Below are 18,486 nucleotides of genomic sequence, written 5' to 3'. Positions count from 1 at the left end.
TTTATTTAGATGTAACGAATTGTAAATGAATTCGATTGATTGATAAGATAGGAAAAAAGGGAAACACTGTTGCAAAAATCTAACTAATGGCGCTTTGGGAGAAGTACGATGGACTTAAATGCTGTGACTGTTTTTACACAAGTTGTTGATTGTGGGAGTTTCACGCACGCAGCTGAAGCATTGAACATGACCAAGTCGACCGTCAGCCGAAAGCTAGACGAGCTGGAACAGCATCTAGGTGTGAGGTTGATCACTCGTTCGACACGAAGTTTAGTCTTAACGCCAGAGGGTGAGCGCTTTTATCAGTCGAGCATGCAGATGCAAGAGATCATGAACCAAGCTGAGCTAGAGGTTTCAGCCAATCAGGATTTGATCCGAGGGCAGTTGAATGTTGTGTTGCCTGTCGAATTGGGGCATCAAGTATTAGCCAAATACATCCACAGCTTCCTAAAAGAGCACCCAAACGTGACTTTGAACTTAGAACTGTCGAATCGAGAAGTCGACATCATTGCGGAGGGTATCGATCTTTACGCACAAATTGGTGAGCTAGTGGACTCGAGCTTGGTTTCTCGCTACCTCACAACATCAAAGCGTGTATTGGCAGCCAGCCCTGAGTATTTAGAGCAGTTCGATGACGTCTCTTCACCCGATGATCTTGAACCGCCATTCAGAATGATTGAGGTGGTGAACAAGGCCGCGCGTCTACCCAAGTGGCATTTACAATTAGAAGGCGGTGAGTCGATTTTGATCGATCTGCCGTGTCAGTTACGGGTGAATACCATCACGGCATGCCTAACAGCGTGTGTAGATGGGCTCGGCTTGGCGGTGCTTCCTGAATTCATTTGTCGTGAGCACTTCAAGACAGGCAAGTTGATTCGTTTGCTACCTGAATATGAGATGCCGGAAGTTTCAGTAAGCCTAGTGTATGCAGACAGGCAGTTGATGCCGAAACGTAAGAAGGTCTTTATCGACTATCTACTGACTGCTTTTCAAAATAGGAAGCAAAAGTAACGGGGAAAACCTTAGCGGTTAAGTGCTTAGGCTTCCTATTATTCGTTATTGTCTAAACCGTATCGAAGCTAACTATGATCGGGCTGCCAGTCGACGACTTGCCCATTCGCCAATATAGCTTTGACCGATAGGGCAGCAATATCGACACCGTTGTAACGAAATGCCTTGTTAGAAAAGTTAGCAATGATCTTACTCCCGTCACTGAACTCAGTTTGTTGAACATCGCCGCTCTTATCTAACCATTCGGAATCGACCAACTGTTTATCCCATAATTGCTCATGCATTGGTTCAAAGCCATCTTGATAGTGTTTGAGTGCTTTGATTCTCTGGCTTGAACTTGATAAAGCTTCATCTCTGGTCAAGTGAACCATCGGTGGTGTGTTGTACAGCATGGCGGTTAAGTCACGTTCTGCTTGTACATTAGTGAACTTGAGGCTGTCTGAATGCCAATGGTGCGTATTGATTACTTCATCATGGAAAACGGCTTGGTAAAGTGGAATTCGATATTGAGGCGAAAACAGTAGCGACTTATAGGGCTCTTTAACCTCGGCCGGCTTAAAGAAGAAGTCGGGCTTGTGGTCTGGGTACCAACGACCTAAGTAATAGGGAGATTGGTGGTTCTCTTTCATGTCTTTGTCTGTCCAACCAAAACCAACCGTTTCTAAGCCGTGTGCAAACGCGATGCCTTTTGTTGTTAGGCTGTTGCCGTCTTCAGAGCCTAATACTAACGAAGGTTGCTCGCTAAGCCACTTCATTCGGTTGTTGAACGCAGAAAGCATGTCTGATTCGTCGTTTGTATTGCCATTACTGTCTATAGAGACGCGGTAATCTTCACGTGCCATGGCGGTTGCATCAACATCTAAGAACAAGCTGTTGAAGTTGCCGAATCTCATAATGTCTTGAGCACGCTGTTTTACGTATTCTAAATGGCAGTTCGGGTTTAAGTAAAAGCCGTTTCCACGAAATCCTTTTTTCAAACTCCCATCCGCTAGTTCAATCGCACAACTTTGACGCATCGGCTCTGGTAATTGAGCGGTTAGCCAGTTGTCATTGAGCTTCGCAGGAATTGCGGTGTTGTAGGAATCGTAAGTACCGACCAGATATCCGGACTGTTTTGCCAGACCCACAGCGTTAGGTTGATAGAATACTGGCATCCAATTGTCGAATCCAAGCCACAGTTTGTTTAAGCCTGCCTTATTTAGATTAGCGACCATGTCTGAAGACAGCGCTTGTCCCCAAGTCTCTGACGAGTTTAGGTAAGGGGAAGCGTGCTCTAGCAACCAGTTCTTCTTATCCTGTGCTGCTTTATATTGCGCTTTAATCGTGTTGTCTTCGAGTGTCGGATTACCAACAGGATATAACACCTGCAATGACTGGCTAATAGAGTCCAACAATAGTTGTTTGTGGTACTGACTGAACCAATCTTTCCCCTTGGAGAGTGACGATAGCTCTCTTTTCGCTTCCGCAGAAACATTGAGTTTAGAGCCCTCTAGATACCATGTTTTCAATCCCCACCAGTCACTCACATCTTGGATGCTTAATGGGTCTTTGCCAAATAGGTAAACGTGGCTCGCGCCGATCAACTTAGTCACATCTGGATTGCGCTTTTGCTTTGCTACAAGCGTTTCAGACTGGTCATTATTGATGCGCCAATCTCGGTATTGTTTGGCACCATCTAACCACGAGTCTCCGAGGGTGATACGAACAAGAAAAGGTTGTGACTGATTGAGCATCGTAAATTGGTGTGCTGCCTTCATATCAATTTTGGTTTTTGTATTTGAGGAAGCATTAGAGGATGCATCTGAAAAGAGCAGTTGATTGTTGGTTGCATTAACCATTTGATAGCTAATGAAATGATTGTTTTGCTGTACTGTCCAAAAAGGCATCTTCAAGTCTTGAGTAGTGTTACTTCCAGAATGGTTACCGACGAGATAACTTGCCCAAAGCTTGTTGTCAGTAGGCACGCGCATACCTTCACTAAACGGAAGAAATAGTGTCTGAGTTTGTTGTTCGGCAAGATCAAACCACGCCAATTCGATGGGTTTGTTTCGTTTCACCTGTATATTTGAAGGTAAGCTGAACTGAAAAGTGAGCTGGTCTTGATTAAGCTCTGCCTTAACGTTTATTCCACTGGGTACTAAGGTCCAAGTGGCGATTTTTGCTGAGTCAGCTTTATCGGAAAAGCCAATGACCAGATTGGTCGCTTTCTGTGGTTTGTTATCAACGGTGAGAGCAGCACTGTTAACGCTTAAGCCGTTCCAATCGACCTCTAAAGTATTCGATGAGGTAGCGACGGTATTGTTGTTACTGGTGAGCGTTATTTGGCTCGCTTGTGCGTTGGATGAAAACAGACAAGCTGTTGTTAAAGCCACAATGGCAAAATTAGAAAGATTGAGTGGGTGACGTACGCTGAGCATATTTAGATTCCGTAAAGGGTAACTACGGTTATTACACCTAAGTAGCGCTAGTGCTTTGTCACCTATATGTCTCTATTTTCTGTTTGGCTTTAGTGGTTTTCCATTAGAAAGGCACGGCGACGCGCTGCACATATTGGACTTCAATAGCGCCTTGGTATTCAAACATTTCAACCGAAGCACTCAAGTGCTTGGCTTTGGTTCCAAGTGGACTTTCTGTGGGAACGGGTGCTTGCGCTGTTTTGATTGGCACTTTGTAACCCAGCAGGTTGTAGTTTTCATCAAACCATTGCCAACTCACGTTAGCGTCGGGGCAGTTGTCGATCACCTTTGGAGGCGAGAGCACGATATGTGGTTCGCTGAGTTTACTTTCGAGCGTCAGCCATCGATTACTGTTATTTAAAGCGACAATAATAGGGTAGTGATTTGAACCTATCTTTAGTTGATAAACACCAGATTCGGGTTTGATGAACATTTCATTGGTTTCAATCTCTTGATACTCATTATTGGAAGCGAGTTGTCCATCGAGAAGGACTTTACCTTTAGGCGATACCAAAGAAAGAGTTTGAGTTTCTGAGCCTTTGCTGAGTTGCTCGGCAGAGACTTTGATTTGATAACCGTGCGACGACAGGCCATAGCGTCGAATGAAGCTGACTTGGATGTGGTGTTTTGGCTCAGCACTTTGTTTGAGTAAGGTTCCACATTGAGTCTGGCTCAGGATCTCTTGTTTGACTGGCAGCCAAAGCTCACTATCGAGTGATTTGTGATCGAGTGCGATTTGCAGCTCTTGCCACGCAACTTGAGGTTGGTCATCAAGTAGAGATTGATAGGTGTGCTGCAATGGCGTGTCGGTAAACCATGCCGCATGACTTGCGAGCGGCAATGTGTAGATCAGTGCGGTTAACGAAGTAACTTTCATTATGATTCCCCGGCCAAGCGGTAATCAACGCCACGATGTGTTTCTATATTCAATGTTGGCAGCTTCTGGCGTAAGCGCAGTATGTGATTATCAATAGTTCGGGTACTAGGAAAAGCCTGATATCCCCAAATCTTATTGAGTAATTCATCTCGGTGAAACACACGACTTTGGTTCTGAACAAACAGTACCAATAGCTGAAACTCTTTAGGTTTTAGTGTTACAGGGCTTTCATCCAGATAAGCGATCCGTTCCGACAAGTTGATTTGGATATTTGCGTAAGTTAAGAGGCTCACACCTAACGGACGTAGCTGGGTAATGACTCGAGCGAGTGATTCGTCGTTCGAAAATGGTTTAGTCACATAGTCTTTGGCACCCGCCATTAAACCTTCAACACGTTGTTGAACTTCTACTTTAGCGGTCAACACAATCACAGGCAGCGCTTTGAGGAGCAACCAGTTTGGAAGGTGTTGCAAGCTGTCCCCATCTTCAAGCTGTCGATCCAGTATCACAAGATCGGCTCGAAACCATTTCTTACTGGCATTCTCTGAATCCTTCGCCCAAAGGCATTGGTAACCATTGGATTCAAAGATGCTGACGAGGCCTTGTCCAAGCAGTTGGTCGTCTTCAATCAGCAGTAGGGTGTTTATAAGCAATTTCCAAAATACATCGGGTTGGGTTACGAAGAATAATGAGGCGGCCATTCGCTTGCTTCATCAAGTGCTCGACAATAGTCAGGCCAATGCCCATGTTATCCAGTTCGTGCGTTTCATTTGGCGTGACACCAGACATGAGCCGTTGTATCGTTGAAGGGAAGTGCCCCTCGTCTTGTACCTCAATCGTCAGCTTGTCACCGAGTTCGACCTTTACCAAAACCTCACCTTTACCATGTTGTTTGGCATTCTTGATTAGATTATCCAAGCAGATGGTTAGCCAGTAATAGGGAAGGTTCAGTTCAACTTCACGCACTTCACATTGATAAGAAATATTGTGCTTTTCACAGACATGATCGAGCCATTCTTCTAATGAAGCGTTTTGCTTCAACAAAGGCTCTGACTGATCCGAACTTAGGTACACTTTGCTGTTTTCGGTGAGCTGAGAAAGCCTTTGATAGTCAGATATTAAACGCCAAACCGCACTTTGAGTTTCATCAGAAAAGTCATCGTAGCGATTTCTAAACATTTCGACGGTTAAGCCTAGGCTAGTAATAGGCGTGCGCAGTTCATGAGTAAGAAGCTGTAAAACGAACTGCCTCTCTTTTCGTTGTTTTGTTCTTAGGTATAAGACTCTAGCGAGCCCGGAAAGCAACGTTAGCAGCAATGTAAAGATCAAGGTTTTCATGATCAGATTGTCATTGCTAGGCTCGTTTAAGCACACGTTACTGTAACGAAAAGTACAGGTTTCACCTGCCAAAGATACCTCTTGTTGCTCTGCGATAGGTTGCCAAACATCTAAGGGAATGGCTTTCCAGCCTTGTTCGCCACTTAACCAAAGCACATCGTCTTGTTGCCAAGCGCGGTATCCATTGAGCAGTGCTTCTCTGCCTTGTGCCGTGAGTGCTTCTAGCTTGGTATATAAAGGGTGCAGTGGGTTGGTAATACTCAAAAACGGGCGTATTTGCTCGCTTACGTCTGGGTAAGCTGCCAAATAACGATCAGCAAAGCTGCCACCGGAAGGGTGACGTTTGGAGTGTGCTGCAAACCAAATCGAATCCAATGCTTGTTGCTGACACAAAGCGAGCTCAAACTCGATGGCGTCATGTAATGAAGGGTTACTGTTTTCAATTGCTTGGCAGTGATCTTGTATTGAGGCTAACGTTGCGATGTCGTCCCAACCGAATTGGTTGAAATCAGGATAACGGCTACTTTCATGAAGCAGTACTTTTGGGTACTGAGCCAACTCTTGTTGAGATACTAAGATTGGGGATGATTGCCAGGTCAGTTGATACAGGGTTTGCCACTTGTCTTGCAAACTTTGGGCATTGGCTAAAGTTGGGAGCCAAAAGGTCAAGCAAAGGGCTAAGGTAAACCTGCGCATCCAATCATTCTCATTAAAAGTCGTGAGGCGAGTCTAAAGACTTTTGGGTTAGATTTGTAACCTGAATGTCAACAAGTGCTCCCTTAACAACAAACTGTCGTGTGGATCATGCTTTTAAATAATATGATGAAATTACAATAAGTATCATTTTATTCCAATAAATCAGATAATTGTGTACTTATTGTCATTATTAAGCATGTGGGAAGGACTATACTCAACTCATACCAAATAAGAGGAACCATCATGAAACTCATCATCAAATCAGTATTGGCAATCAGTATTTTGGCTACAGGCTCTGCTCATGCGTTCGAATTAACCAGCAGCGATATTCAAGAAGGTCACCCAATGGCAAAGACTTTTGAATACTCTAGTTGGGGTTGTGACGGCGATAATCAATCACCACAATTGATGTGGAAAGATGCACCAGCAGGTACCAAAAGCTTTGCTATCACAGCTTATGATCCAGATGCACCGACTGAAAGTGGCTTCTGGCATTGGGTTGCGTTTGATATCCCTGCAACTGTGAACGAGCTACCTCGCGGTGTCGACATCTCTAAAGTCGGTGGCAAAGAAGGTCGCATTGATTACGGTACAGTTGGCTACGGTGGCGTTTGTCCTCCAGAAAAAGATGGTATGCACCGTTACCAGTTCACGGTTTGGGCATTACCAACGGACAAACTTAACCTCGACGAAAATACGCCGTCGGCTGTGGTTGGATTCACGTTGAACAGCATGGCTTTAGACAAAGCTAAACTGACCGCAACTTATACACGTTAATAGCTTATGTACGTTAAAGCTTATACACATACATAATAAGTAAATAAGGGGATGAGATGAATCATCAATATCAAGTGACGATCTTTCGTGCAGAGCAGTTACAAAAGCTGCGTAATGTGAGGATTCTATCCCCTAGTATCATTCAGATCATTACAGGAAGTAAGCGCCTGTTTTGGAAAGATTCAGCGGCAGAGCTCTCACATTCTGAGCTGCTGTTGTGTGAGGCATCAGCTTCACTAAGTTTTGAGAACATGCCCCACAAAGGGCGCTTCTTGTCGCGAGTGTTCAGCTTTCAATTCCAACCTTCTCAGGCGATGCTTGATTTAAGTGAGGAACGGTCGAATGATCTGGGACTGCCTACAGTAAAAGCGGATCGAAACTTACAAGACTCACTCAATGCTCTGTTCTCTTTTGATACACAGAGCATGAGCAAAGAGACTCAACAGTTTTGGTTGCAGGGCTTGTACCAGCAATTAGCTGAAAAAGGGGTGTTGCATCTATTGTTTGTCAGTGCCAACGTCTCGTTTAGCCAAAAGCTCAGCCATTACCTTTCACATTCACCAGATGAGAAACATCCATTAGAGTCGGTGGCGGAGCGTTTTGCGATGAGCCGAGCCACATTGATTCGGAAGCTCAAACTGGAAGGCATGCAATATCGAGAGGTACTGGCTGAAGTTCGCTTGAGTCACGCGCTTTATCTGATGCAAAACGGACAGCAGAATGTGGCGATGTTGGCTCAGTCTTGCGGTTACCAATCGGAAGGGCGTTTTAGTCAGCGCTTTAAAGGCAAATTTGGTTTGTCGCCAAGTGAATACATCAAAACCGTCGTCAGCCATAGAGTCGCGACGCCATAGTCATTATGTTTGGCTTAAACGCTCACTTTCTTATCTCGTGCTGCCAATGCCGCGAAAATCGTGCACGCAAAGGCAACAGATGCGATCAACAGAATCGGCACACTCCAAGAATCTGTCTGAGCATGAAGCTTACCCACTAGCGTTGGACCAGTGGCTGCCAACGCATAACCGATTCCCTGAGCCATACCCGACAATGATGCGGCTTGGCTGCTATTCGATGTACGCAAGCCAACAAAAGAGAGCGCGATAATAAATGTCGAGCAGTTGGCTAATCCAAACAGTCCCACCCAAAAGATCGCAAACTCAGGCAAATACAGAAGACCAATCAATCCAACAAATACACTCGATGCACACAGAGTGATGAGCCATTGTTGATTGTCACTTTTGGCTAAGAATGGCAGTAACAGCAGCCCTGGAACCATAGTCGAAAATTGCAGAAATCCATAAATGTAGCCCGCGTCGATTTCGCTGTAGCCAAGATCGTTCAATATCTGTGGCAACCAGCCAGCCAAAGAGTAGAAGGTAAATGAGTTAAGCCCAAGCGCTAACGTTACTTGCCACGCTACGCCGCTTTTAATCATCTGTTTCATCGGCAGAGGTTTGTCTTGTTGCTTGTTATTGTTGGCTGAAGGTGAGCGTTTTCTGATTTTAGGCAACCAGATCATCAAAGCTAATATTGGGAATATTAGGTTCATTAACAGTGCTAATTGCCAACCCGTGATCGTAAATAAGGTTAGATTTGAAAACGGCACCATCAAACTTGAGCCTAACGTCGAGCCGATGCCCATCGTAAAGATGTACAGAGAAGTCACAGTAGCGATGCGTGTCGGGAAGCTAACTTTCACTACTACAGGCAACAACACATTACCAATCGCGATACCAAGCCCGATCATCACCGTGCCGATATACAAGGTTGGGGTTAACCCAGCAGAGCGCAGTGTAATACCCGTAGTGATCAGAACTAAGCCTAATAACAGGCTAGGCTCTAGACCAATTCGTTGGGATATCTTGGTGACTAATGGTGAGAATAAGGCAAAAGTTAACAGTGGCAAAGCTGTTAAGAAGCCTGCAGCCGATGACGTAAGGTTGAGGCCTTCCATAACCTGAGAAAGCACAGGAGCCAAGCTCGTAAAAGGCCCACGAAGGTTAAGTGCTAGGAATAGAATCCCTAACATCACGAAAATGCTATTACGAAGAGAGGCGCTCATAGGTTGTTCTACTGTTTGCTTATGAGAAGACAGGCTAGCCTACAGATCATTGAATGATTACACAAATACCGTTTAAATAGGTTTACTAATGATTGAACCTGCGCAGTACGCGCTTAGCCAGAAAAGTCACCCATGACTGTATTAAATATCGACAAGCTCATCTCGGACTTCCCACTGCTTCAACAATTGATTGCATTGGAAGAAGTGGTTTGGTTTAACCCAAATGTGACGACTCTGGAGCGCGGTTTGCTTTATGTGGGATTAGGCGAACAGGATATTCATGATGCGAGTTTGAGGTTACAAAGGTTTGCCCCTTATCTGGCGAAGGCATTCCCTGAAACTCATGTGACGAATGGCATCATCGAATCTGAGCTTATCGACATCCCTGCAATGAAGTTAGCATTAGAAGCTCATTATCAGCAGCCAATAAAAGGGCGTTTGATGATGAAAAAAGACAGCCATTTGCCGATTTCAGGTTCAATCAAAGCGCGTGGTGGTATTTATGAAGTACTAACACATGCCGAGAAGCTTGCGATTGAAGCGGGGTTACTGTGTGAGAGCGATGACTACAGCAAGCTGCTCGAACCTGAGTTTCGTAACTTCTTCCAACAATACAGCATTGCGGTAGGATCCACGGGTAATCTAGGCATGTCGATCGGTATCATGAGTGCCAAATTGGGTTTTACGGTCTCTGTTCACATGTCGGCAGACGCGAGAGCTTGGAAGAAAAGCAAACTTCGTGAGCATGGCGTCAACGTTGTTGCAAATATGAGCTGCTAAAAAGATAAGTCATGATAGAAGAGTGTTGTTTATAGCTTGTACACACTCTTTCTCACCTCTAAATCCCACCTTAATTCAAACAATAACTTGCACAGATCGTTATCCAAAACACACATTTTATAAATTAAGCTTCTTAGATGTTCTAACTATCAGTTAGGTTGAGTGGCATTCAACTTGATAGGGATTGAGCAATGCAGACGGACAAAGTGATACAGACAAGACACATAAACACACCAGAAAAATTACTCCAGCGTTTAGATGCTATTGGGGAGTCTTTGGAAGCATCGGGTAAGGCTCATGCTTTGCTGGGATTGGGCTCAGTAGGTATTGAAACAGAACGACTTGATCAGTACTCAGATGTCGATTTTTTCGCAATAGTGCAAACGGGGCACAAGCAGTATTTCTTAGACAGTTTGCATTGGCTATCTGATATTCACTCAATCGACTACGCAGTGAGAAATACCGTCGATGGCTATAAAGTTCTGTACGCTGACGTAATCTTTTGTGAGTTTGCAGTGTTTGAACCCCACGAGTTAGCGCACATTCCGTTTGCTGAAGGGCGTATTGTTTGGCTGCAACATGAATTTGATACACAGTGTTGTGTTTCACCAATAAAAGGGGAGACAGACACTAATTCCCAAGATTGGATCATTGGTGAGGCTCTAACCAATCTTTATGTGGGTATGTCTCGTTATAACCGAGGCGAAAAGCTGTCGGGCAGTCGGTTCGTTCAATCTTACGCACTCGATCGTTTGATCGATCTTGTGGATCAAACTGAACAGTCTGAGCCTGAATTCGTTGATGAATTTATGTCGGATAGAAGGCTAGAAGCACGCTTCCCTAAGTTTGCCCAATTGCTACCAACCTTTACCCAAGGCTACGAGCGCACCGCTGAATCGGCACTTGCCCAACTAGCATTCCTCAACACCCACTTCGCAGTCAACCAAGCCATGTGTGACCGAATCTCTGAACTGTGTTCCAGTAAAGATTAAGCTTATAGCGTGTGAATCCCCAAGCCTAACTGACACCACCTTTCAGATGATAAGCGGCGGGCAACCTAATTGAGCTCTCGAATTATTATTCTTAAGCACTAAACCCGTACGCTTTTGTTTACTCTTCAAGACCGTGACTGTTCGTGTTTACTCCGCTTATCACTGGATGTCGTCAGCCAAATAAAATACAATCGAACAATGTTTTATTAATTCGTGCTTTATCATTATGATGAGAAACTTACTCATATTCATCGTTAGCCTGTTCTTCTTAACAGCCTGCTCTTCAACGAGTAATCATCAGCTAGACGACGAGACATTGAGCAACGAAGACGCTATGTCGAAAAGTATAGAGGGAGAGAGTAATCTCGAGACTTCAAAGGATACAAACGCTGAGACCAGCGTTGATTCTTCCCATGATTCAATCGTTAATCATCAACCACTCACTAACCTTGATTCAAATAAAGACACGATAGCTCACGCCAATGCAGAGCCAGAATCAGTGGAGCCTTCTCAAATAGAAGCGACAGAAACAACTGAAAGCGATGCTAAGAGTGGCGGTGAAAAAGGCATCGGAAGCTATTTTATTCGTCATAATAAACCGACTAAGACGGTGATTAAATCACTAGAGGGCGTGACAGATGCATTGAACGTCATGACGTTTGGGATATTTGCCACCGGTAACGGTTAAATCGTTAACCTAGAACGACAACCTAATAGATAGAATGAAACGTGAAGGCGAGCCAGATGGTTCGCCTTTTTTGGTCTTCTAAATCTGGCCACCATTCTTCCTAAGAATCGTGTTCACTTATCTGAGCGCTGAGTCAGGCGACGGTTAACGAAAATAGGAATTATTAGTTCTGGAAGGGAGTCGTCGAATTTACCCTGTTTGACTTGTTATATGCATCAAGGGTTCTAATACTCATCCCAAAGTAAGCAATGAAATCTAATCTTACAAAGACAACTCTTATATTCACTTACGAGCATAGTAAGATGTTTGCTGTTAAGTAGGTTTAGGTTTAGTTATCAATATTCTAGGGAAGAAAAATGAAGAATAAGAGTGTGTTTTTAAGTGTCGCATTGGTGATGTTGTCAGCTCATGCAAGTGCATCAGACGCGAACCATGAGTCTGTATCAGATGGTGTTATCGCAGAACAAAGAGCAAAGCTTTCTGAAAATACCCAAGGGCAAGGTTTTGGACCGCAAGCTCCACGAGATTTGGGTTCATTAGAAGGTAAAAATACTAGGCTGTTCTCGGATGCCCCTGATTCAACAGCGATGAACTTATGTAATATTCACTTCCATAAAAATGCTGAGCATAAAGGTGGAGAGTTTACTCAATACGCTGGTAACGGTGATGGTAAGGGATTCCAGAGTGGCTTTAAATACACAGGCAAGCTGAGTTCTGCTGAGCTGAAACCATTTGAGGGCAAGGTTTGTCCGAGCGAGCATGGTTCTTTGCATTCGGGTGACACCATTGAAGTTCACTATGTTTATTCAACGGCGCAAGTTGAACCGGGTGAAACACTGGGTGCTTGTTTTAACGATGCGATTACCAACCCGCAACTGCGTGTAGAAACCCAAGTTTACGTATTAGTGAATGACGACAAAGCACCCGACTTTGAAGCGCTCGCTAAACATTCAAAAGTGAACGGCTTACACCAAGCACCAAACATCCCACAAGATACGGGCTCAGCGATCCAATACGCAGGCTCTACAACGGGTCCTGGTTATAATGAGCAAGGTTCACCTTTCCAAGTAACATGGAGCGTTAGACCACAAGTCGCGAAAGTAAATATCGCGACAGTAGGTAGCTGGTGTGAAGGCAATGACTTTAACGAAGATCACGCCCACGGTGTGAGAAATTTGGTGGTTAACCCTGAGTTGTTATCACCCATTCGTAACGACTAAACGATTCTGGCGAACAAAATGATTAAGGCGAGCCAATAGGTTCGCCTTTTTTATGCCCTAACGAAAAGTACTTAGGTTTAGGTTTAATTAAGTCTGGTGGGTAAATTACGTGTGACACTTATTCAATACATGAGTTGTGTAAATCGTATTTAGTAAAAAACGTTCTTTACCAGAATCGAATCTCCATGATACGTTCATGATCAATTATGTTGGGTTATAGAAAAGGACAGTCCAATGTCATTAGAAAGTGCGATTACATTCTTTATTGCCATGTTTGTATTTGGTATTACTCCGGGGCCTGGCGTCTTTGCCATTTTAGCTCGTGCTATGGTTCAAGGATGGCGAAAGTGCGTCACGCTTTCGTTAGGTATGATATGCAGTGATCTTATTTACCTTGCGCTTGCCTGTTTCGGTCTAGCAACGATTGCCGAGAATTGGTCGATTGCGTTTGAGGTGATTCGCTATGTTGGTGCAGCTTATTTGATTTACTTGGGCTACAAGATGTTTAAGAGCCTGCCTGAAGTGCAAGGCTCTGCGGAACTTGCGGCCAAACAGAGTCAGAAATCTGAACTCGCGAGTTTCGCGCAAGGCTTTTTGATTTCAGCATCGAACCCTAAAGTGATTCTGTTTTATATTTCGTTCTTGCCGACTTTTATTGATCTGACTGTTCTGCGCTCACAAGATATCGTCTTGGTTTCTGCTTTAGCATTTGTTGCTCTGATGTCAGGCTTAATGCTTATCGCTGTGGGCGCGGGCAGAATGGCAGGTTTGTTAAAAACGCCACGCGCACATAAAAGGTTAAACCAAAGTGCTGGTGGAATAATGATTGCTGCTGGCTCATATTTGGCGATAAATCGATAAGCACGATTCTTCATGTAGAAAGGCGAACCGAATGGTTCGCCTTTTTTGCTTTATGGCGTTAACTACAAGCGATAAGGTTAAGTAACCCTAAGCAAACTGTTTACACCAAGCCCTAACATTTCATCAGATATCAACTCTGCGACTCGATACGTGAAATCGACTATCCATACAAATGTACTTATTAAGCGACGGCTTTACTTATTAATTAGATTTCCAAATGTAGGTTCCGAGTTGGACTTGTCTGCGTGTTAAAGATGTGTGACTAACATATGTTTTTTTATATGATTTAGCTAAAGTTATCGGAATTTTTACAGATAAAGGATTAGTGGGGAGCTCTAACACGAGATAAAACGTGCGAGCTTTGGTTTCAGCTATTGAAACCTTTAGATAACTTTTAACAAACTTGCGTCGAGACAACCTAAATGAAGAAAACAATCCTATTTGCCGTTTTTATTATGTTTGGCATTGCAGTCGCTGCGAGTATGGCGTCAACCTATTTCATTTCGAGCGAAAAAATCGATGAGATAATATTAAACAAGTCTCAAGTTCAAGCTGAATTCTTGGCTGGAAATGCTGGGTATATCTTAGAGAATTCAGATAATCCAGTTCAAGATTTACAAAAGCTGGTGGGTGAGCTGAAACAGCGATCTGATGTCACTTATGCCATTGTTATTGATAGTAACGTAAGTGCTATTGCTCACAGCGATAAAAATAAACTTAATAAAGTTTACGAAGATAGCTATACCGTAAAAGGTGCAACCCAAGGCGTACAACAGTATTCAAAATGGTACGCTGATGTTCAACAAGTATGGGTGTTTGACATCATGGCACCTATCTACGTAAACGGTGAGCTGTATGGTACCTTTGATATCGGTATCCCTATCACAGAAGTTAGCCAAGCAACGAACGGTATTATTAGTTACCAGCTCGCTTCAATGGTTTTCATTTTTGTTGTTTGTCTCGTTGTTCTATCGCTTCTTCTTAACAAGCTGATGCAGCCTCTCTTAGTATTGAAAAATACATTACACGATATTTCTGAAGGTGATGGCGATCTATCGGTACGTTTGCCTATCAAAGGGAATGACGAAGTTGGCCAAATATCATCGGCTTTCAATGTGTTTGTTGGCAAGGTGCACGAGATAATTAAGCAAACAGTGAATACGGGTGTTGAATTAAATAGCACTGCTATTGGTCTTCGTGAGCAGTCACAACAAGCATTGCAAAGAGGGCAAGAGCAGAACGAACAAACCATGTTGGTCGTGACGTCTATGAATGAAATGATTGCCACGGTTAATGAAATTGCATCTAGCGCGGCTGGTGCTGCAAGTGCGGCAAACATGGCGGCGAGTGAAACTCAAGAAGGTCATAAGACGATTGAGAAGACCACGACCTCAATCTCGAACCTTGAAGCCGAGATGAATAGTGCTTCTGACATCATTGTTAGTCTTGCTGATAATACCCAGTCGATCGGTACTATTCTTGATGTTATTAGAGGTATCTCTGAGCAAACGAATTTACTGGCGCTTAATGCTGCAATTGAAGCTGCGCGTGCTGGTGAGGCTGGTCGAGGCTTTGCTGTCGTTGCTGATGAAGTTCGTAACCTTGCGACAAAAACCGCGCAGTCTACCGATGAAATTGACACTATGATTAACCAACTTCAAACCGAAGCTAAGAACGCTGTTAGTTCGATGAGTAATAGTAAAAGCTTAATTGAAGAGGGTACGACTGAAACTGAAATGGCTCGCCAAGCTTTGGAAAAAATTTCTACGCAAGTTTTGGCTATTCTCGATATTAATACGCAAGTCGCAACGGCGACGGAGCAGCAATCAGCGGTAGCGAATGAAATTAATATGAATATGGATACGGTTAATAGCTCAGTCAAGAATGGTTTGAGCGCAAGTGAGAAGTTAGAGCAATCAAGCCAGCAGCTGGCAGAGTTGTCACAAGTTCTTGACCGTTATGTCGGCTCATTTAAAATCTAGATTTCCCGACATGCGTCTTTAAGAGGTATGTCGAGTCTCCAGTTATTCAATCGCGCTTATGTTACACATGAGCGCTTTTTTGCGACATGCCAAAGCAAATACACCAATAGCGCACAACAGAGATGAAGAATGTAAGCGCGTCGCTATATCGTGACAATTTAGCCTATTCAAAAGAACGTGAATAAATAAGACAGTAACATGAAGCTACTTCCCTTTACTTCACATGCGCAAGTTCAAAAAACCGACTAAACAGCAGCTTTGATGCGACACATAAGGTGTTACGCATCTCTCCACAATGTATAGTTGTTGATAATTCATTCACTTATTGAATGTTCTTTAATTATCGGTTGATGTGGGTGTTATGAAGAAAAACGGCTTTACGTTAATGGAATTAATCATCGTGATCGTGATACTTGGAGTATTAGCGGTAACGGCTGCTCCAAGATTTCTAGGTATTCAGGAATCAGCGAGAGAAGCGGTACTTGAAGGTGTTGCGGGTGCGATGGAAGGCGTGATCACGCAAGTGACTTCTAAAGCTATTATCGCAGGGCTTGATCCTGACGCAACAAACCCAGGTGATCAGAGCAACTACGTAATCGATTTTGGTATCGGTAGAGTTGAAGTCGACTGGGGAACACTTTGTCCTGAAAGTGAAGGTGAATCAGGAGATGCGTTAAATATGCTCGATTTCCTAACTTTGTCGGATGATGACAGCATCATCTCTGAATTAGGTAACAGACACACGGTAGTGGGGTATACTCAGCCATTTAGTCAAGCTGACCTTAACAGCAATAACATAACTGATGATGCCTTACCTTCAGGTTGTTATGTTCTTTATGACTCTTTTGGCGGCAGGACAAGTGGAGACACATGTCCAGTAGATGGTTGTGAGTGTACAGTTCGGGTAATGAACGATGAGTGTTAAACCAAGGACATTATCTGGTTTATAGAAATTTAATAAAAAAGCGCGTTATTGCCGAGTAGCAATAACGCGCTTTTTTGTATTAGCTTATAGGTCTATCTTAGTTTAACAATGGAGTACTTGCTGGTGGCAAGTCACGCTTCTTAATTACGTATCGCAAGCGAAGCAACATCAACGCAGCTGATACGCTTAATCCCGTCAGAATACCAATCCAGAAGCCTTCTTCACCCATTGCTGGAACAATGTGGTCTGTTAAGCCCAACACCATACCCAGTGGTAACGCTAAGCCCCAGTATGAAGCGATAGCTAAGATCATCGGGATCTTGGTATCTTTATAGCCACGCAGAGCACCATTTGCAGAGGTTTGCAGAGCATCACTGAATTGGTACATAGCGGTAAAGGTCAATAACACTGCCGCTGTTGCACTGATTACTGGGTCAGTGGTGTAAAGCCTAATGATTAATTCAGGGAACAGTAGGAACATCGCTACCGAAAGCAACGAGATTAATGCTGCCACCAAAATACCGACTTTACTGCGCTCAATCGCGCCAAGTTCATCTTTTTCACCCAAAGCGTGTCCAACACGAATCGTAATGCCAAACGAGATACTCATCGGGATCACATAAGTTAGGCTCGATATATTGAGAGCGATTTGCGCCGCTGCCACATTCTCGGCACCAATACGGCCGATCATTAATGCGATAACCGCAAAGATACTGCCACACACTGCAATGTTCATCCCGATAGGTAAACCTAACCTTAAAAGATGAAGCATCTCTTTTGCTTTTAGCTTAGCGTCTGCAAAGCTGATGATGGTTTTGTAATGATGGTGGCCTTTAATGTAGGAATACAGCATTCCCGACATTAGCCAATACACTAAGCTCGTTGCCCAGCCACAGCCAACAGCACCCATTTCAGGGAAACCAAACTTACCGTAGATAAGCACGTAGTTGACCGGAATGTTAATCAGCAAACCAATTACCGAAATGATCATTGGCACTTTGGTGTTGTTCATACCTTCACAGAAGCCATTCAAGGTATAAAACAGGGCAATACCCGGAACACCAAAGGCCAGGGCAAAAGCATAGTCGCTACCAATGGGAATGATCTCAGCGGCAACCCCAATCCATTCTAAGATCGGTTTCGCACTCACTAAGTAAGCGATGAGTAATACGCTAGCAATTAATGCCAACCAAACCATTTGGAAGAATTCAACAGAGATACTTTGGAAATCACGTGCGCCGCGGTGGTAAGCGACTACAGGCGTTAAAGCCATAATCACGCCACGTAGTAGCAGTAATACAGGAATCCAAAGGCTGGTGCCGAGCGCAATAGCGGCAAGATCGGCAGGACTTACTTGGCCAGCCATTGTCGTATCGACAAACCCCATCGCTTGGGTCGCTATTTGAGTCAAAATGATTGGAATAGAAAGATGCATAAGCGCACCCGATTCACGAGTAAAAGGACGAAGTTTCGTTAGCATGGAAGTTCACAACACCAATATAAATACACGAATGATGGCAGGATGGCCGGTGTGCATTTTAGGATGTGCCCCGTTGGGCGGGCGACAATATAAACACCTTACCGTATAGGGTCAAGCATTGGATTTATTGAGTTTCACTTACTCCGAGGTACGGATAGGTTCTGATGGTTACAACACGGGTTTAACGCATTTAAGTTTATGATTTAGTGGGAATCATGCGAGGTAGTTAAATTATATATTTGCCACATTAATCACTAAGTAGGCGGTATAAGTGATTGTTATGAGAAGACAAAGGCTAGTACAATTGGTGGATAGGGAACTAGGTAGAAAAGTTCTGTAGC

At 43.9% G+C, this 18,486-nt stretch carries 15 protein-coding genes and 1 pseudogene; 10 read left to right on the top strand and 6 right to left on the bottom strand.

The window, feature by feature from the left end:
- The first annotated feature begins 108 nt into the window (after positions 1-108).
- Positions 109-1,011 carry a LysR family transcriptional regulator gene (locus AB4503_RS11530; protein WP_017064671.1) on the top strand — a complete coding sequence of 301 codons (903 nt, stop codon included), beginning with the start codon at positions 109-111 and terminating at the stop codon, positions 1,009-1,011.
- 68 nt (positions 1,012-1,079) lie between these two features.
- Here AB4503_RS11530 and AB4503_RS11525 read toward each other — a convergent pair whose 3' ends face one another.
- The 4 genes from AB4503_RS11525 to AB4503_RS11510 all read right to left on the bottom strand — a co-directional run bounded on the left by AB4503_RS11525 (position 1,080) and on the right by AB4503_RS11510 (position 6,378).
- On the bottom strand, positions 1,080-3,428 hold the full coding sequence (locus AB4503_RS11525; protein ID WP_372114705.1) for a glycoside hydrolase: 2,349 nt from the start codon (positions 3,426-3,428) through the stop codon (positions 1,080-1,082).
- 103 nt (positions 3,429-3,531) lie between these two features.
- Positions 3,532-4,344 carry a DUF2861 family protein gene (locus tag AB4503_RS11520; protein ID WP_017060501.1) on the bottom strand — a complete coding sequence of 271 codons (813 nt, stop codon included), beginning with the start codon at positions 4,342-4,344 and terminating at the stop codon, positions 3,532-3,534.
- Entirely contained in the window at positions 4,344-4,991 is a 648-nt protein-coding gene (locus tag AB4503_RS11515; RefSeq protein WP_372114726.1) for a response regulator transcription factor, read from the bottom strand. The genes AB4503_RS11520 and AB4503_RS11515 overlap by 1 nt, the downstream gene beginning before the upstream one ends.
- The gene (locus AB4503_RS11510) at positions 4,969-6,378 is read right to left on the bottom strand and encodes a DUF3404 domain-containing protein (RefSeq protein ID WP_372114702.1); all 1,410 of its coding nucleotides are present in this window, start codon (positions 6,376-6,378) and stop codon (positions 4,969-4,971) included. Before AB4503_RS11510 ends, AB4503_RS11515 begins: the two co-directional genes overlap by 23 nt.
- 243 nt (positions 6,379-6,621) lie before the next feature.
- Here AB4503_RS11510 and AB4503_RS11505 point away from each other — a divergent pair, with 243 nt between their 5' ends.
- Both AB4503_RS11505 and AB4503_RS11500 read left to right on the top strand, forming a co-directional pair.
- A complete protein-coding gene (locus AB4503_RS11505; RefSeq protein WP_372055146.1) occupies positions 6,622-7,155 on the top strand; it encodes a YbhB/YbcL family Raf kinase inhibitor-like protein in 534 nt (177 codons plus the stop codon).
- Positions 7,156-7,211: 56 nt separating this feature from the next.
- The gene (locus AB4503_RS11500; protein WP_372114700.1) at positions 7,212-8,009 is read left to right on the top strand and encodes a helix-turn-helix transcriptional regulator; all 798 of its coding nucleotides are present in this window, start codon (positions 7,212-7,214) and stop codon (positions 8,007-8,009) included.
- 14 nt (positions 8,010-8,023) lie between these two features.
- Here the strand turns inward: AB4503_RS11500 and AB4503_RS11495 are convergent, their stop codons facing one another.
- Entirely contained in the window at positions 8,024-9,217 is a 1,194-nt protein-coding gene (locus AB4503_RS11495) for a CynX/NimT family MFS transporter (RefSeq protein ID WP_372055142.1), read from the bottom strand.
- 132 nt (positions 9,218-9,349) lie between these two features.
- Here AB4503_RS11495 and AB4503_RS11490 point away from each other — a divergent pair.
- From AB4503_RS11490 to AB4503_RS11460, 7 genes and pseudogenes are all read left to right on the top strand, one after another.
- Positions 9,350-9,979, top strand: a pseudogene (locus tag AB4503_RS11490) (D-serine ammonia-lyase); the annotation flags it as partial.
- 209 nt (positions 9,980-10,188) lie between these two features.
- The gene (locus tag AB4503_RS11485) at positions 10,189-10,989 is read left to right on the top strand and encodes a hypothetical protein (RefSeq protein ID WP_372114698.1); all 801 of its coding nucleotides are present in this window, start codon (positions 10,189-10,191) and stop codon (positions 10,987-10,989) included.
- A gap of 226 nt (positions 10,990-11,215) precedes the next feature.
- Positions 11,216-11,677 carry a hypothetical protein gene (locus tag AB4503_RS11480; RefSeq protein ID WP_029235242.1) on the top strand — a complete coding sequence of 154 codons (462 nt, stop codon included), beginning with the start codon at positions 11,216-11,218 and terminating at the stop codon, positions 11,675-11,677.
- A 356-nt stretch (positions 11,678-12,033) separates the two neighbouring features.
- Positions 12,034-12,897: a delta-class carbonic anhydrase gene (locus AB4503_RS11475; RefSeq protein ID WP_372114696.1), complete on the top strand. Its 864-nt coding sequence runs from the start codon at positions 12,034-12,036 to the stop codon at positions 12,895-12,897.
- A 234-nt stretch (positions 12,898-13,131) separates the two neighbouring features.
- The gene (locus AB4503_RS11470) at positions 13,132-13,758 is read left to right on the top strand and encodes a LysE family translocator (RefSeq protein WP_372114694.1); all 627 of its coding nucleotides are present in this window, start codon (positions 13,132-13,134) and stop codon (positions 13,756-13,758) included.
- Between the two features lie 455 nt (positions 13,759-14,213).
- Positions 14,214-15,740 (top strand): methyl-accepting chemotaxis protein, encoded by a 1,527-nt coding sequence (locus tag AB4503_RS11465; RefSeq protein WP_372114724.1) that lies wholly within the window; start codon positions 14,214-14,216, stop codon positions 15,738-15,740.
- A gap of 361 nt (positions 15,741-16,101) precedes the next feature.
- Positions 16,102-16,665, top strand: coding sequence for a type II secretion system protein (locus AB4503_RS11460; RefSeq protein WP_372114693.1), 564 nt, complete (start codon positions 16,102-16,104; stop codon positions 16,663-16,665).
- 97 nt (positions 16,666-16,762) lie between these two features.
- On the opposite strand, the gene AB4503_RS11455 is transcribed toward AB4503_RS11460, so the two are convergent.
- Positions 16,763-18,145, bottom strand: a complete 1,383-nt coding sequence (locus AB4503_RS11455) for an MATE family efflux transporter (RefSeq protein WP_372114691.1) — start codon at positions 18,143-18,145, stop codon at positions 16,763-16,765.
- Positions 18,146-18,486: the final 341 nt, after the last annotated feature.

The organism is Vibrio sp. 10N.222.55.B11 (assembly GCF_041473705.1).
Classification (GTDB): domain Bacteria; phylum Pseudomonadota; class Gammaproteobacteria; order Enterobacterales; family Vibrionaceae; genus Vibrio; species Vibrio crassostreae_C.
This window is presented reverse-complemented; position numbering and strand designations above follow the sequence as displayed.

Excerpts from the sequence above, each read along its gene's own strand:
- AB4503_RS11530 (WP_017064671.1), top strand. The coding sequence starts at position 109 with ATGGACTTAAATGCTGTGACTGTTTTTACACAAGTTGTTGATTGTGGG.
- AB4503_RS11525 (WP_372114705.1), bottom strand. The coding sequence starts at position 3,428 with ATGCTCAGCGTACGTCACCCACTCAATCTTTCTAATTTTGCCATTGTG.
- AB4503_RS11520 (WP_017060501.1), bottom strand. The coding sequence starts at position 4,344 with ATGAAAGTTACTTCGTTAACCGCACTGATCTACACATTGCCGCTCGCA.
- AB4503_RS11510 (WP_372114702.1), bottom strand. The coding sequence starts at position 6,378 with ATGCGCAGGTTTACCTTAGCCCTTTGCTTGACCTTTTGGCTCCCAACT.
- AB4503_RS11505 (WP_372055146.1), top strand. The coding sequence starts at position 6,622 with ATGAAACTCATCATCAAATCAGTATTGGCAATCAGTATTTTGGCTACA.
- AB4503_RS11500 (WP_372114700.1), top strand. The coding sequence starts at position 7,212 with ATGAATCATCAATATCAAGTGACGATCTTTCGTGCAGAGCAGTTACAA.
- AB4503_RS11495 (WP_372055142.1), bottom strand. The coding sequence starts at position 9,217 with ATGAGCGCCTCTCTTCGTAATAGCATTTTCGTGATGTTAGGGATTCTA.
- AB4503_RS11485 (WP_372114698.1), top strand. The coding sequence starts at position 10,189 with ATGCAGACGGACAAAGTGATACAGACAAGACACATAAACACACCAGAA.
- AB4503_RS11480 (WP_029235242.1), top strand. The coding sequence starts at position 11,216 with ATGATGAGAAACTTACTCATATTCATCGTTAGCCTGTTCTTCTTAACA.
- AB4503_RS11475 (WP_372114696.1), top strand. The coding sequence starts at position 12,034 with ATGAAGAATAAGAGTGTGTTTTTAAGTGTCGCATTGGTGATGTTGTCA.
- AB4503_RS11470 (WP_372114694.1), top strand. The coding sequence starts at position 13,132 with ATGTCATTAGAAAGTGCGATTACATTCTTTATTGCCATGTTTGTATTT.
- AB4503_RS11465 (WP_372114724.1), top strand. The coding sequence starts at position 14,214 with ATGTTTGGCATTGCAGTCGCTGCGAGTATGGCGTCAACCTATTTCATT.
- AB4503_RS11460 (WP_372114693.1), top strand. The coding sequence starts at position 16,102 with ATGAAGAAAAACGGCTTTACGTTAATGGAATTAATCATCGTGATCGTG.
- AB4503_RS11455 (WP_372114691.1), bottom strand. The coding sequence starts at position 18,145 with ATGCTAACGAAACTTCGTCCTTTTACTCGTGAATCGGGTGCGCTTATG.